Below are 14,581 nucleotides of genomic sequence, written 5' to 3' on the forward strand. Positions count from 1 at the left end.
TTAAGCCATCACCAGCTGGTTTTCGATAAAAGTTTCATCCATGTTTAATTGTTTTCCCTTTATTATTGTTTTCAGGTTTCTGACTTCAATCTCCTTTGCAAACATATACCCCAGGATTACATCTACTGATAGGGGATGCTGGTGCTGAAGCAGCATGGATTTTTTTAACAGGAATTTGTAAAGCCCTATTTCCAGATCAATAATCGTGCCTTTCTCATTCAAAATTTTCAGGCCATCCTTAATGATGGCGCCATACTGCTTTTTCTCCAATAATTTCAAAAGCTCATCCAGATCTTCGGCATTCAATAATTTCATCAGCTCGCTGTCTTTGTCTTTTTTTCCGGAAAAGAACAGGTATTTTTTTATGCTGTTGCTGTCCAGATTTTCCCTCTTGAGCCTCAGTATTGTCATTATGTTCAGTATCTCTATCTCGCCTTCTATGAATTCCCTGAAAAGCTTTTCCTGCCTTGACAGCCTTTTTGTGAATTGCAGCAGCTCGTTATAATAGCTGCGGTCCAAAGCCGCTTCAATCATGGCCAAGGTATTTTCATTCTTATAGCTTTCAACTGCTTCTTTTAATTCATCGAAAGGAATCATGCCTGCATTTTTCAAAACATCTTCAATTGTTGCAAGCTTCATCAAGTTTATCAGCTGAGTGTAGCTTAATGACCCAGTCGGCAGAAGCAATGCCCCGATTTCATCCTCGCCTGCTTTCACATATTTTCCCCTTAAAATTGTTTTTATGTTGAAGATATCGTTTCTTTTCAAATAAGCATTGATCAGCAAGTCAAGCTCGTTGGGCGAAATCCTTTTTAATTTTGCAAGCGTATTTACAAGGCTCTTATTCAGGGCGTGCTCCAGCAGATCAGCTTCGGAATACTTTGCAGCCAACGCATTAATCTCGGATTTATAATTTGTGTCCTCGAGGAATCTTGCTATTTCATCAAGCTCCATCTTCATCAATTTGTGATAATCCTCTTTCTTAAGCAGAAGAGCCCTCATTACCACAACCCTTACATAAGTGTAGGGATAGCTGCCCAGCCTTATCTTGCCTTCCCTTTTCGGTTCCTCAAATTTAGCCAATACCTTCATTTTCAACCAAACAATATTTTTGCCACTTCCTGCATCGAATGCTCTTTTACATCTGAAAGCAAAGTTTCATAACTGTAATCAACTCTTATTGTTCCGTCCTTGTTCTCTGCAATCAAGCCGCCCAAAATATCTGCATTTTCGCATTTGAGGCCATTTAAATATTTTGCATCTTTGCTGCTGCAAAAAAACTTGGCAGCCTCTATTTCAGATTTTGCTGTTTTAAGCAGGCTCGCAATATGCTGCTCCCTTTTTTCGCTGCCCAGCCCGGACAATGCGGCTTTAGCTGCTTCAAAGACACTTTCCATAATCTCTTTTTTCTTTTCCAACATTGCTTTTCTGCATTCTGAATCTGCCATCGCCCTTATTGTCTTTTCCATTGCGCTTGCCGCTGATTTTCTGTCTTCATTAAGTTTCTTCCTGAAGAGATCTATCTTTTGCTCTATCTGATTCAGAGTTTTATCCGCTTCGCTTTTAGCTTCAGAGATAATTGCATCTGCGCTTTTGTTTGCGCTGCCTATTATCTCCTGCTTCAGCTCTTCAAGGCCCATCTTGGATTTAGCCGCCTGCAAGGCCCAATATCAGTATTGCTATCACAAGGCCGAAAATAACTATTGTTTCAGGGATAACTGTAAGGATCAATCCCTTCCCAAACAACTCTTCTTTCTCGGCCATTGCACCTATTGCTGCTGTTCCTATTGCTTTTTCAGCCCATGCTGCTGCAAAAGCGCTGCAGCCAAGCGCAAATGCCGCGCTTATGGCAATTATTCCTACTTCTGCTACCATTTTTAACCTCCGTGTTTTTTTATGATTTCAATCCGAATGGCTTAAATTCCATTCCGCCGCCTTCGTAGAATTTTGTAAAAAATTCCACATAGTGCAGCCTCAATGAATGTAAAAATGATCCTAATAACCCGACTCCGATGTTTATTATATGCCCGATAACTAAAACTAAAATGCCCACCACTATTAAAAACCCTCCTGAATGGAAAAACCCTTCTGCCATATTATTCACAACCATTGCTAAGCCAACAGATGAAAGGCCTATTGCCATGAGCCTCAAATAAGAAAATATATTGCCGAATATGCTCGGAATTTCAACTAATCCCTTAGTTCCCTCCCCCAGGAAAAGCACAATAACAGCTATGGTCAGGAGAATATATCCTGCAAAAGGGCTGATGCTTATTATTTTCGTATAAGAAAGGGCCAATAATGCAGCTCCTGCCTCCAAAAAGAACCATCCGAATTTTTCCATGAATGCTTTTTTGAAGCCGTGCGCTTTTAGCACATTTGCAAATCCTATTGCAAGCCCGACATTTACGTGAATGATGCCGACAATGACTGCAAATGCCATCAATGGAATCAGCTCATGCTCAGGATTTCTGCTTATGAGCCTTGGCAGATGCCAGCCAAACAGCTCTTCAGCTCCGAAAAATTCTCCAAAAATTGCCCCAAAAAAGATTGTTGCTAACGAAGCAAATACCAGTATGTTGAAAAAGCCTTTTGCTTTTGGAAATTTTTTCTTAAGTAGCCAGAAAATAACCAATGTTGTCAGGCCATACCCGATATCGCCGAGCATGAAGCCGAACAATAATGGAAAGCTGAGAAAGATGAAAAATGTCGGGTCAATCTCCCTGTAATTTGGGAGAGAGTAAAGATTCATAAAAAACTCGAATGATTTCACAATCTTGGGGTTTTTAAGCTTTATCGGGATATTATCTTTTTCTCCCACAGGCATTTGCTGTATGAAGATCCTGTTTTTTGCCTTCTTGTTAAGTATTTCGGCTGTTTTGCTGAGTTTTTTTTCAGGCAGCCAGGCGCTTATGACAAACGAGCTTTCTGTTGCGCCGAATTTAAGCGGAGCTTCTGCTTTTTCAAGCTCTTCTGATAGCAGCCTTTCATGCTGCGCCAGCAATTCCTGGTTTTGTTTTTTCATATTCGCGGTTTTTTTATCTGCTGCCTTTTTTTTATTTTCCAATATTGAAATCTGAACAGCTAATTTTTTAATGTGTCCGCTCGGCTTTCCGCCAAGCCCAATCAGTTTTGAAATGTCTATGCTTTTAAATTCAAAGCTTTCCAATGCTTTTGCAGCCTTTTCTGAAAATGCCTTGTCTATGAAAAGCGCAATCAGCGCATTTTTCTCAAATTGCCTGTGCTTCAGCTCGAACTTAGCTGTAATTGCTGAAAGGTCTTTTTTAAATGGCTCGTATTTTTTCACATAGCCTATAAAATAGCTTAACGATTCAAAATTGAAGAAGGAATCAATGTCAATGTCAAGGCCTTCCAGTTCTTTGAGGGATTTCAATAGGCTGAGTTTTTCATTGAGTTCATTATTTGCCTCTTTGATCTCATTCTGATAGCTTTCCAGCTCTTGGTCAAGCTTGAAAATGTATTTTTCCAGGTTTTTGGCACTCAAAACATCTGCGTTTTCCGTTTCTTTTTCAGCATCAGATTTTAAATCAATGCTCAGATACGAGCATATGGACCTTATCTTCACCAGAACCCTTGCAATCGTATTTGCCTTTTCCAGAGGAGATCCGATATCCAGCTCATCTAGCTTTTTATGCTCTATTATGTGGCATATCTTAAGGTCATAAAGCGCTTTAATCACAGTCTCCATTTCTGTTTTCGGGCCAAGAATGGCTATCTTTGACATCTCTGTTACTTTAAACATTTTATGCTTTCCTCAAATTCGCTTAATACACAATCAACAGCTTTTTGGAAGTTCTTTTCTGCCTTCTTGCCTAAAAGCTCTGCTTCTTTTCTGGCCTTTTCAACAGAATCTGCCTTTTCTTTTTCCAGCTCTTTTTTTATTTTCTCGAGCTCTGTCTTGTTCTTGCTTTCAAGCTCTGATTTTTTTTCATTGAATAATGAAGCGGATTTTTGCAATGCATCCTGCATGATCTTTTCCTTCTCCCTGCCGGCTTTTGCAATTATCTCTTTTGCCTTCTGCTCAGAGTCCCTGATCTCCTTTAAAACTTGTTCCATAACGATCTAATCTGAAGTTTTTACAGTTATTTATAAACATTTATGTTTTTAAGTTAATTAATCGATTTCAAAATTTTCGTGAAGTAAAATTCAGTGATAGACAACCAACAAATATATATAGTCGATATTTAATGCCTTTAATTTAACTTGATAAAGAAATTATACCATTACACGAAACGGCACATTAAGATTTTTTCCTCTCCTAAAAATAGAAGAAAATCTCTAATCGCATTAGCAATCATAATCTTGATTTTTTTAGCTATAACTTATTTTAGCAAATATTTTTACTATTTTTTTACTAATCCAGATCAAGTTAGGAATTTTGTAACTGGTTTTGGAGTTTGGGGTCCTATCATCTTAATTTTAATTCAGATCCTTCAAGTGTTAATTGCACCAATCCCGGGTCAAATCGCAGGATTTGTAAGTGGTTATATCTATGGAGTTTTTTGGGGTACAACATATACCATGATGGGCACCATAATTGGCTCATTTATAGCTTTCGTGCTTGTCAGAAAATTTGGAAGGCCTTTTGTTGAAAAAGTAGTAGAAAAACAAACCCTTAAAAAGTTTGACAATATATGTAAGGATAAAGGAGCATTCGCTTTATTTTTAATATGGCTGCTTCCTGCCCTGCCTGATGATATTGTGTGTTTTATTGCGGGCCTTACAAATATCAGAATCCGGACACTTGTGATTCTTGTTTTTCTGGGTCGTTTACCTGGCTTTATTGTATTAAATATGGCCGGGAATGGTATTGCAGTCGCTAATACTGCTGCATCGGTAATAATTTTCGGTTCTCTTATGATCGTTTCTTTTATAATTTTTAAGATCCGGAATAGATTGGAAAAAGCGATGATAAAAATAATAACTAAATTCCGATCCAATAAAAGAATTAAAAAAGTTCAGTAATGCAATTTAAAATTAGTTTGTTAATCTTCTCTTTCCCCCAATCCCGTGCTGAAGCTGAACACATTGCTCGCTGCGATCGTTATCCTAAAGAATTCATTCCAGCTTCTTATCCTGATCAAAGTCTTTAAAATATAGCTCGGCCTGAAATAGAATGATCTGTATGCCTTTTTGATATAGTTCTCAAGCTCATCTCCTTTTAAGCTTGTAAAGTACTGGTTGAAGAATCCGCTTGTATGCACCTTGCTGAGATCGCAGTAGCTGCCGTCTTTAATTTCAGGATGTTTTTTTGCAACGTCAATAAATAATTCAGTTCCGGCATAAGGCGTGCAAACTCCGAAAGTAACAGTTGTCGGTGCTATTTCCCTGACAAACCTCATTGTTGTTTCTATTGTTTTCTTTGTATCGCCAGGGCAGCCAAGCATCATATGGGCATGCGTATCAATTCCAACTTCATGCGTCCATTTGAAGTTCTTTCTTGTCATTTCTGCGTTAATGCCTTTCTTTATATTGTTCAATATCTCCTGCACTCCAGATTCAACTCCGAACTTGATCATGTGGCACCCTGCTTTTTTCATAAGAATCATCATTTCTTTGTCAATCAGCCCAACACGGGCATTTGCAATCCAGGTTAGATCCATTTTCCGCTTTATCATTTCCTTGCAGATTACCTCATTCCTGCTCTTGAAAGCAGTAAATGTTTCGTCTCTCAGCCAGACTTCTTTGTAGCCGAGCTTCTGAATTGCCACAAACTCTTCTATAACTTTGCCAGCGCTTCTGCACCTTACTCTAGGCCCGTAAAAATTCGGCACAGTGCAGAATGTGCATTTTCCAGGGCATCCCCTTGAACTTGTCATTGTTGTATAAGGGACTCTTTTGACAATCGGATTAAAATAATCAATTCCTTTCGGCAATAATGTCCTGTCAGGGATTGGCAGCTCATCAAGGTTTTCAATATAGGGATATAGTTCATTCAGAATTTTTTTCTTGCCTTCCCTATAGCCAATTCCTTTTACTTTCTTCCATTTATCGCCCTTGGCAAGACCATTTACAACATCTCTTATGATAAAATCAGGCTCTCTTCTTACAATTATGTCAATTGCATTGTTGCTTAATGCATACTGCGGCATAAAAGTCGGATGTGAGCCGAACATGATCGTTACAATGTTTTTATTTGCTTTCTTAAGCTCAGCAAGAATCCCACAGTCCTCATTGAAACTCATTGTAGAGGTTGAAATGACAACAGCATCGCATGCTTTTGAAATTTTCTTAACATCGTTTATCGGCTTCTGCTCAGCCAATGCGTCAAGGAAAACAACATCATGGCCTTCGTTTTTCAGAACTGTTGCAATGTAAAGCAAACTCAAAGGCGGCGCCTGAGCTCCTCCGATCCTCTTTCCCCAGCACCAGCAGCCATAGATCAGGTCCCTGACTACATTTTTCGTGAATCTGCTTCCTGGATTAAGTACAAGAACTTTCATTTTTTACTGCTTCACTCTAATTTTTTCTTTATCTTATATTCTTCCTTGCTCGAGCTTGAGATCAACTCTCCTATAAAGCCGAGAGAAATGAACTGAACTGCAAGCACTATGAGCAGCACAGACAGCATCAAAAGAGGCCTGTCCATGGAAACAATATTGGCATATCTGTCCCACAAAACTTTTATTGCTGCAATTATTCCCAATAAGCCAAGCAAAATTCCAACTGTTCCGAACAAATACATTGGCTTTTTCTTATATCCTGTTAAAAATTTAACAGTTATCAGGTCGTAAAATCCTTTAAACAATCTGCTCACCCCATATTTGCTTTTTCCATATTTTCTGGCATGATGCCTTACAGCTATCTCGCCTACTTTGTAGCCATTCCAGTAAACCAAGGCAGGAATATAGCGGTGTAATTCGCCGTATATATTTAATGTTTTCGCAGCTTTTGCCTTATATACCTTAAAGCCGCAGTTAAAGTCATGTATTTTAACCCCAGTAACAGCAGCAGCCAGCGCATTAAACAGCTTTGAAAAAAATCTCTTGCCAAAAGGATCCTGCCTTTTCTGCTTCCACCCTGAAACAAGGCCGTAGCCTTTTTCCAGCTCAGCAACAAATCTTGGAATCTCAACTGGGTCGTCCTGCATATCGCCGTCCATTGTAATGATTATAGCTCCTTTAGCCTCTTCAAAGCCCGCAGACAATGCAGCTGCTTTTCCATAATTCTTCTGAAACTGTACAGCTTTTACCTTTTTATCTTTTTTATTGAGCTCATTCACATAAAAAAATGTCCTGTCCCTGCTGCCGTCATCAACAAATATTATCTCATGGTCATTTTTCATATTGTTCAAAACAGCTTTAAGGCTATTGTAAAACAAAAGAACATTCTTTTCCTCATTATACAACGGGACAACAACAGATATTTTATCCATTTTTATACCATTCAACAAGCCTTTTAACGCCCTCTTCTATTTTAACCTTTGGCTTATAGCCGAGCAGCCTTTTTGCCTTTGATACATCCGCATATGTAATTGGAACATCGCCTTTCTGCTCAGGCATGAACTTTATTTTTGCTTTTTTGCCGGTATTCTTTTCTATTAAGCTTATTAAATATTTTAATTCAACAGGGTTTGAATCCCCAAGATTAATCACTTCAAACTTAAGCTCTTTTTCAACAGCAGTCGCAATACCGTCAATAATATCACTTACAAAGGTATAATCCCTTTTTGAGCTGCCGTTTCCGTATACCTCTATTTCTTTGCCCTGCATTATAAGGTTTGTGAATTTATAAGGCGCCATATCCGGCCTTCCGCGGGGTCCATAAACAGTAAAGAACCTCAGGCAGACCATGTTAATGCTATGTAGTTTGCTGTAAATTCTGCAGAGCTGCTCTCCAGCGATCTTTGTGATTGCATAAGGGCTTAATGGGTTGTTGATAGGGTCATCTTCAGAAAAGGGAATCTTATCATTGCTGCCATAAACACTGGAGCTTGATGCAAATATAAACTTTTTAATATTGAATTTCTTGGCAAGCTCCAGCATTGCAAGCGTTCCATTGACATTGACATCAATATATAGAAGGGGATTTTCCATGGAAGGCCTTACACCCGCGCGCGCAGCAAGATGAACAATGACATTTATTTTATTTTTTTCAAATATTTTTTTAATTTCTTCTTTATCTCTTATGTCTGCTTTATAAATTTTGAATTTTTTGTTTTTAGCGCAATCTTCAATATTTTTCTTTTTCTTTTCAGGATCATAGAAGTCATTGAAATCATCTACTGCTATAACCTCCTTGCCTTCTTTCAGAAGCCTCTCGCACAAATGGCTGCCGATAAACCCAGCCCCGCCTGTAATAAAAATTGCCATCTTATAATTATGGTGAAGCACTTATTGTGCTGTTTACATTTGCATTATTTGTTCTGCCTTCCCAATTTACTTTCCATACAATCATTCTGCCGCCGGTTATGCTCCTTTTATCGCTGAACAGGTCAAAATGCTTCGTACCTTGTCCTTCCAGGAAATAAAGCTTTGTAAAAATGCTTGATGTCAGCTCTACATTGCTCATGACTGTGCTGTACGAATCTCCTGATTTTATCAAAACAACTCCGTAAGGGATGGTATTTTCATCATAGCTTCTTTCAATATAATTTCCGCTTTCATCAATGTAGCCGAATTTTGAGGGTTTCTTGATGCCGTCATTTGTTAATATAGTGGGATCGTAATTATTTGTCAAATTGATTAAAATGCCGTTGTCGCATCTTATAGTTTCATTCTTCACAACAGAGCAGCCGCTTGTGCCCGCATAGCTTGGCCATGGAGCAATCCACGTATTTGCAGCAACTTCATCCTTCAATGAAAGTATTTCGTAATAAATCTGCTCCGCTCTTTCCTTTGTCAAATTGAAGTCTTTCTGCTCAGTAAAATATTTTACTGCATCTTCCTTGCTTTTTCCCCTTGCATTGATCCACATCTCAGCTCTTTTGAAATCCCAGCTTCCAAAATGGGCCCATACTCCGGATTTTCCAATCATATCATCAGATGTTATGAAATAATCCTCTGGCGGGCTGCAATGCGTGCTTTTCAGGACATCATCTGCTTCATCATTGTTGAATTTATAAGTATCCATCAAATATGATTTTGCATCTTCTTTTTTGAGCATTATTATCCTGTAAACAACATCCACTGAAACAGAAGTATCCTGCAGCTTTTTGTCTATTTTTTCAAATGCTGTGTTTGCTCCGCAGTCAAGCATTCTCAATATTGCAATTGCCTGCTCTTCATTGTCAGTCAGCAGAACTTTGCCGATCCAATGCGCCTGCGCAGTATATTGCGAAGCTCCGTCAAATGTCACTTGCCTTTCAGCTATTGCCTTGAAATAATGGCCGAAGTCCCACCATGAATTGATAATGGCATCAGGCATTGATTTATCCCTGATCATTGTAAGCGAATCATACCATGCATCATTCATTATCGGGAATTGCTGCCTTGAAACCCTGTTAGCAGCTTTCAGAGGGCTATCCCCTGCCTGCAGAGGGGCTATCAGCAGCAATAATAGCAAAACAGCAACTATGCTGTTCGAAACAATCTTTGGCAGATGCAGGCCTTTTGAAATCCATTTGCCTGCATACATATAGATTATGCCAAAAGCAATGCCTGCTGCAACACTGAAGACAGATATAAGCAAAAGTATGAATCTCACGCCGCTGCGGCTCGCATATATTGTGGAAAAATACCAAATTGCTAAAAGCACTGCAAACTTGACATCAACCTTTCCATTTTTATCTTTCTTAAACAGAGTAAGCGCTACCCCCAATAAGCTGATGAAAAAGAAGAATTTGCCGTCTCCGCTCATTCCGGTAGATGCCACTATGGTGCTTAAGGCAGCTGAATTCAGTTCCGCAACAGTTGTATAAACATTAGGCCATAAATCTGCTGTTGTAGCCGACTTTATTGATGTGAAAACTATTGGATTGAAAGGTGCATTTCTGAAATTAGTGAAATCGGTAAACAAAGTTACAAAAATGCCTGATGAAACCAGAAATATTAAAAATATAAGCAGGATGTCTTTTATGTCTGTTTTTTTGAAATATTCTGCCAGCCCGTTTTTTAATTCTTTTCTGTGGACTATTAAGTGATATGCTACATATACTGCAAGAGCAGCAATTATAAAATCAAAGACATACCACCATCCGCCCCATGCAAAGCTATAGATGCCGATAAGCAATCCTGTAACTCCGGCAAGAATCATTGCATTGATTCTTTTTTTTGCTTCAAAAGATTCAAGGAACACCCATAAAATAACAAGCGGGAAAACAACATTTATGACATCGTTGTCAGAGCCGAATGTCCTGCTCAGGAAGAACGGATGTATTGCGATAATCATAGCAGCCATAAATCCTCCAAAGTCGCCGCTTATTCTTCGTGCAATGAAAAATGCCGCAATTATCGCAAGTATTGAAAGAACAAATGGCGTATAAAATGCAGTCTGCATCAATGTTATTTTTTTATTGAACGGATGGAAAACAAATTTATACAGGAATGCTTCTATGTAAGAATATAAGTCTGGGCTTATCTGCGTGCCTACTGGTGCGTACATCAATGCATCGTATGGCTTGCCGTCAACAAGCTTGTCGCCGGGATGGCCGTTTTTCAAAATATTTCCTGCATATCTCATCCAGATGTAAGAGTCTATATCGCCTAAGTAAGTGTATCCTTTATCATCCTTAAAAGAGCTTTTAAAATAATTTGAAACCTCAGTTATTTGGCTGTCTATCTGCTGCCGTTGGCTTTTGTCCTTTATCAGCTCTCTGAACTGCGCATCAACAAGCTCTGCTTTCTGCGCATCAGGCAGATTAGGATACTGGGAATTTATCTGGCCTGCTATATTGCTTTTGATGTTATTCACAACTGCGCTTTTTGCCCAGTCATCAGTTGCAGGAAGGGAATTTGGAAAGCTTCTGAAGTAGATCATAAATAATATAGGGATCAAAATCAGGAAAACAGTTTTGTATTTCAGTAAAAATTTCCAGGCAGATGCCATATTTAATGAGAATTCTTCGCTTTCCTTTGCAGTTTCGCCTTCTTTTTTCTTGAATTTCTTTAGAAAACCCTTTACCTTGCTGAAATCTATGGAAAAATCTTCACCATCTTCGCTTTTTTTATCTTCTTCCAATAAGACCCCCTCTATAACTGCGATTAAACCCGCTTCATTTATAAAGTTTATTGTTTTTGGTTTTTAATGGCGCAACATAAAATATTTAAAGATGAATGTATTATTGATGAAATATGATGGGTGAAGTAGCCAGTATTGATAAATTGGCAATTGATGATGCTAGTTTAAACGGCTTGGCAAATAATGGTTCTAAAGGCCAGTATTTTGGTGTTTTTATAAGCAAAGTTTATCCAGATGAGAATATTATAAATGTAAGGTGTAGAGGGCGGCTGTTCTCGTTGGAGAATAAACTTCTGGCATTTTTTCTGAATATTATTCCAAAATTAAAACCCTATGTAAATCCTGCTCGATTCACCACAGTCGCCGATTGTGAAAGACTTGCCAGAGAGTATGGCGTTGATATAAAAATTGTAAATGGCTGGGATTATATAAGATTTGGTGAAGATTATGCTGTACTGCATATACCGGAAAACAAAGATGAAAAACCACGGGTTCTTTGCACTACACATTTAGGAGCAGCACGGACGCATTTATCTAAAGTTTATATCGCACTCGACATATTGCTCAGAGTGAAGTTAAAGGATAGAAAAGATTACTTGCAAAGAACCGACTGATGATTCTAGGTGTAATGATCAGAACAATTAAAAAATATGTTTCAAAAAATACAGCAATCTCGGCTCTCGTATTAAAATATTAAACAAAATTTTCGAAGGATATTCCCTGTCGTGTTTTTCAATTATTTTCTTGCTTTCTTTTTTATTCAATAAGCCAACCAGCAGATTCCAGTCATTATCCGAGAATTTTTTCATGATGTTGTGCAGTTTTAAATGCAGCCACAGGTCTTTTCCGATTCTTTTTTTGCACATTGAGCCATAATCTTCATTCTTAATGATGCAATCTGCTAAAATCCTTGCAGCATTCAATCCGTAAACAATTCCGCCGCCCGTTGTTGCTTTGACTTGCAATGCAGCATCTCCGAGCAAAAATATATTTTCGTTTTGGATTTTTAATTTAGGTTCGTATATTGGAATCAATCCAGACTGATAGTTCATGATTTTTTTATTATTTATTTTTAATGAATTTAAAAAATTCAAAAAAACCCGGTTGATATCATCATAAGCAGCAACTCCGATTCTTGCGGTTTCTTCATTTTCAGGAACAACCCATGCATAGCTTCCGATATAAGGGTAAAATTCAACTGCATTGTCGTTCTTTAACTTGATCCTTGCCTGTTTTCCGAATAAGAATTTTCTCTCTCCAAACAATTCGGAAGATTTTGCAACAGACGAATTCGGACCATCAGCGCCAATAAGGCAATCAGTTTCTATTTTGTCAGTTTTGTTATTTTTTAAATTTTTTATTATTACTTTATTATTTTTATAATTAACAAATCTACTATTCAAAAAAATCTTTGCGCCTTCTTTTCTGGCCATTTCAGCAATCTGCTGGTCAAAATTTGCCCTATCAAGAATTATGTTTTTATTTTTTAATTTTAACTCTAAAAATTTTCCATTCGGAGAAAAAACCCTTGCCCTGCTTATTTTGTTCAAAATTACGTCTTTATTCAGTTTTAAAATATTGTTTATTTCATCTGTTACAATGCCGGTGCACTGCACAGGAAGGCCTATTTTTGGATGCTCTTCAAATACGCTGGCTTCTTTTCCATTCTTTGCAAGCAGATAAGCTGCATAGCATCCTGCCGGCCCTGCTCCGATAATGCTGATCATATTGCGTAAGTTATCAGTCTGCTATTTAAATGCTTAACCCTTAAATCTTACCCATTTTAGAATGGTGACAAAACAAAAGGTTTAAATATTGGCTTTAATATCTCAACTAAAATAGCGGGGGTGCGTTTAATGATAACTTTAACAGAAAGAGTTGCTAGTATGCATTATGGCTATGATTCACCAGAACTTAGATCTCTTTCTTTAAATTCAAGAATCTTCCCAAGAACATATAAGTTGAATATTGATGATCTTCAAAAACCATACAACTATTTGCCAAAAGCCAACAATCCTTATGAAGAACCCAAAAAGACAGAAATTGCTGATAAAATTCAGAAATTATATGATTTTTACAACCCGGAGATATATAACCGCACAAATGCAACAGTTTTAAATATTATCAATCAGCAAATTTTTGATAATTCTCGTAAAAGAGTTAAATGGAGTAAAACATTGGGTTTTCTCGAATCGCAAATAAAAAAATATGCAGATTCTCTTGATTCCGTCAGCTTGAATTATTTAATTAACCTTCATAATATGCTTTCTCCGCATGTGAATAAATGTATAGAAAAATACAAGAAAATAGAAGATGCAAAATCTGCGAGAGATTACCTGACAAAATCTGCCTCTGAATTAGAAAAAAGGCACAAAGTTGTTTCTTATAATGAAGCCCATGATGATTTAGAAGAAAAAATGGAAGTTACTACGGCAACACAAAAATCATTTGTTTGTAATAGAACCGGGGGGTCGCCAAAATCAGCTTTTTTCAAGACTCTGGGTGCAATAACATTGGCTGCTTATGTAGCAGTTTCTTCCTTAGGATGGTGGAACTCTGCAAAAGAAGCAAAAGCATCTAAAAACAAAGCTGAAGGTCTTGAGACAGCACTTGCTGGAGTTTTACAAGAATATGATGGTGTTAAAAATAAAGTTTCCCAAATGGAAATAAAAGTTAATGAAATTGAAAGTAGAAATTCTCAGCTTCAGTTAGAATTAGACGATCTCGATAAAAAATACAATGAAGAAAAAGCTGCTCAAGAACAAGCAATAGAACAAAAAGCCCCAGAAACACTGCCTAAAATACCGACACAATCATCCGTTCCAAATACAAATTTTACATTCGGCCATAAAACAGAAGATGCTTTAAAACTTTATTCTCCGAAGGAGAGATATGCGCTGGAGAGAATTGCTACAGCAATGGATTACAAAGACATAGGCAAAGCAGTAAGATCGATGAAATTGGCAGAGAAAGCTGTCAAAAAATCTGGAAATCCAAATTTAATAAGCTTTTATGATGGATATTTGGAAATATTACTGCAGTCAGAGCAGGAAGTAAGAGAACAAAAGCCGATGTCTGATGATGAAAAATATGGTCTGCTTTTCAGGACAATTCAGCCAATACAAACATCAGAAACAAAACCATTGGAAACAATGGTGACAGAAGCTAAACAAGAAGAAAAATGTAAAAAAACATTCTTACAGAAAGTAGGGGATGCTATTTGGAAATACACACCACTATCTTTAGTAAGCATTCCAGAATGGAAAAGACACCCGATTATACAAACCATAAAAGCGGGTACAGTAGTTGGCGGGTATTATTTGCTTGAAGGTGCAGGTGATGGCGTGGCAGCCGGGGTTGCAAGTGGTGGCGGCGAAGGCGTCGGCGGTGGAGGCGGAGGAAAAGTCATTTCAACTGTTTTAAATTTGAATTAGAGCTATAT

The 14,581-nt window shown here is 37.8% G+C and carries 13 protein-coding genes; 3 read left to right on the forward strand and 10 right to left on the reverse strand.

Translation table 11 applies throughout. From position 1 onward, the window contains the following. The 5 genes from ahaC to Q7J54_02890 are packed head-to-tail and all read right to left on the reverse strand — an operon-like array spanning position 1 to position 4,077. A complete protein-coding gene (gene ahaC, locus Q7J54_02870) occupies positions 1-1,092 on the reverse strand; it encodes an ATP synthase A1 subunit C (GenBank protein ID MDO8740495.1) in 1,092 nt (363 codons plus the stop codon). A 2-nt stretch (positions 1,093-1,094) separates the two neighbouring features. Then, entirely contained in the window at positions 1,095-1,640 is a 546-nt protein-coding gene (locus tag Q7J54_02875; protein ID MDO8740496.1) for a V-type ATP synthase subunit E family protein, read from the reverse strand. Between the two features lie 7 nt (positions 1,641-1,647). Next, entirely contained in the window at positions 1,648-1,875 is a 228-nt protein-coding gene (locus tag Q7J54_02880) for a V-type ATP synthase subunit K (GenBank protein MDO8740497.1), read from the reverse strand. A 19-nt stretch (positions 1,876-1,894) separates the two neighbouring features. Further along, a complete protein-coding gene (locus Q7J54_02885) occupies positions 1,895-3,763 on the reverse strand; it encodes a V-type ATP synthase subunit I (protein MDO8740498.1) in 1,869 nt (622 codons plus the stop codon). After that, complete coding sequence (locus Q7J54_02890; protein ID MDO8740499.1) at positions 3,751-4,077, reverse strand: hypothetical protein; 327 nt, start codon at positions 4,075-4,077, stop codon at positions 3,751-3,753. Before Q7J54_02890 ends, Q7J54_02885 begins: the two co-directional genes overlap by 13 nt. 147 nt (positions 4,078-4,224) lie before the next feature. On the opposite strand from Q7J54_02890, the gene Q7J54_02895 reads away from it, so the two are divergent. Continuing rightward, positions 4,225-4,986, forward strand: a complete 762-nt coding sequence (locus Q7J54_02895) for a TVP38/TMEM64 family protein (protein ID MDO8740500.1) — start codon at positions 4,225-4,227, stop codon at positions 4,984-4,986. Between the two features lie 20 nt (positions 4,987-5,006). On the opposite strand, the gene Q7J54_02900 is transcribed toward Q7J54_02895, so the two are convergent. From Q7J54_02900 to Q7J54_02915, 4 genes are read right to left on the reverse strand one after another with little or no spacing between them, the layout of a single operon-like run. Continuing rightward, positions 5,007-6,464 (reverse strand): radical SAM protein, encoded by a 1,458-nt coding sequence (locus tag Q7J54_02900; protein MDO8740501.1) that lies wholly within the window; start codon positions 6,462-6,464, stop codon positions 5,007-5,009. An 11-nt stretch (positions 6,465-6,475) separates the two neighbouring features. Next, positions 6,476-7,396 (reverse strand): glycosyltransferase family 2 protein, encoded by a 921-nt coding sequence (locus tag Q7J54_02905; protein ID MDO8740502.1) that lies wholly within the window; start codon positions 7,394-7,396, stop codon positions 6,476-6,478. Further along, a complete protein-coding gene (locus Q7J54_02910) occupies positions 7,389-8,333 on the reverse strand; it encodes an SDR family NAD(P)-dependent oxidoreductase (GenBank protein ID MDO8740503.1) in 945 nt (314 codons plus the stop codon). Before Q7J54_02910 ends, Q7J54_02905 begins: the two co-directional genes overlap by 8 nt. A gap of 7 nt (positions 8,334-8,340) precedes the next feature. Then, positions 8,341-11,139, reverse strand: coding sequence for an STT3 domain-containing protein (locus Q7J54_02915; GenBank protein MDO8740504.1), 2,799 nt, complete (start codon positions 11,137-11,139; stop codon positions 8,341-8,343). Between the two features lie 113 nt (positions 11,140-11,252). On the opposite strand from Q7J54_02915, the gene Q7J54_02920 reads away from it, so the two are divergent. Then, positions 11,253-11,753 carry a hypothetical protein gene (locus Q7J54_02920; GenBank protein ID MDO8740505.1) on the forward strand — a complete coding sequence of 167 codons (501 nt, stop codon included), beginning with the start codon at positions 11,253-11,255 and terminating at the stop codon, positions 11,751-11,753. A gap of 27 nt (positions 11,754-11,780) precedes the next feature. On the opposite strand, the gene Q7J54_02925 is transcribed toward Q7J54_02920, so the two are convergent. After that, the gene (locus tag Q7J54_02925) at positions 11,781-12,866 is read right to left on the reverse strand and encodes an NAD(P)/FAD-dependent oxidoreductase (protein MDO8740506.1); all 1,086 of its coding nucleotides are present in this window, start codon (positions 12,864-12,866) and stop codon (positions 11,781-11,783) included. A gap of 129 nt (positions 12,867-12,995) precedes the next feature. On the opposite strand from Q7J54_02925, the gene Q7J54_02930 reads away from it, so the two are divergent. After that, a complete protein-coding gene (locus Q7J54_02930) occupies positions 12,996-14,573 on the forward strand; it encodes a hypothetical protein (GenBank protein ID MDO8740507.1) in 1,578 nt (525 codons plus the stop codon). Positions 14,574-14,581 lie beyond the last annotated feature (8 nt).

The sequence above is a fragment of the Candidatus Woesearchaeota archaeon genome, from assembly GCA_030651135.1.
Lineage (GTDB): Archaea > Nanobdellota > Nanobdellia > Woesearchaeales > JACPBO01 > JACPBO01.

Bases quoted from the DNA above. Each gene is read 5' to 3' on its own strand.
- Q7J54_02905 (MDO8740502.1), bottom strand. From the start codon at position 7,396: ATGGATAAAATATCTGTTGTTGTCCCGTTGTATAATGAGGAAAAGAAT.
- Q7J54_02885 (MDO8740498.1), bottom strand. From the start codon at position 3,763: ATGTTTAAAGTAACAGAGATGTCAAAGATAGCCATTCTTGGCCCGAAA.
- Q7J54_02890 (MDO8740499.1), bottom strand. From the start codon at position 4,077: ATGGAACAAGTTTTAAAGGAGATCAGGGACTCTGAGCAGAAGGCAAAA.
- Q7J54_02875 (MDO8740496.1), bottom strand. From the start codon at position 1,640: ATGGGCCTTGAAGAGCTGAAGCAGGAGATAATAGGCAGCGCAAACAAA.
- ahaC (MDO8740495.1), bottom strand. From the start codon at position 1,092: ATGAAGGTATTGGCTAAATTTGAGGAACCGAAAAGGGAAGGCAAGATA.
- Q7J54_02920 (MDO8740505.1), top strand. From the start codon at position 11,253: ATGATGGGTGAAGTAGCCAGTATTGATAAATTGGCAATTGATGATGCT.
- Q7J54_02900 (MDO8740501.1), bottom strand. From the start codon at position 6,464: ATGAAAGTTCTTGTACTTAATCCAGGAAGCAGATTCACGAAAAATGTA.
- Q7J54_02930 (MDO8740507.1), top strand. From the start codon at position 12,996: ATGATAACTTTAACAGAAAGAGTTGCTAGTATGCATTATGGCTATGAT.
- Q7J54_02880 (MDO8740497.1), bottom strand. From the start codon at position 1,875: ATGGTAGCAGAAGTAGGAATAATTGCCATAAGCGCGGCATTTGCGCTT.
- Q7J54_02925 (MDO8740506.1), bottom strand. From the start codon at position 12,866: ATGATCAGCATTATCGGAGCAGGGCCGGCAGGATGCTATGCAGCTTAT.
- Q7J54_02910 (MDO8740503.1), bottom strand. From the start codon at position 8,333: ATGGCAATTTTTATTACAGGCGGGGCTGGGTTTATCGGCAGCCATTTG.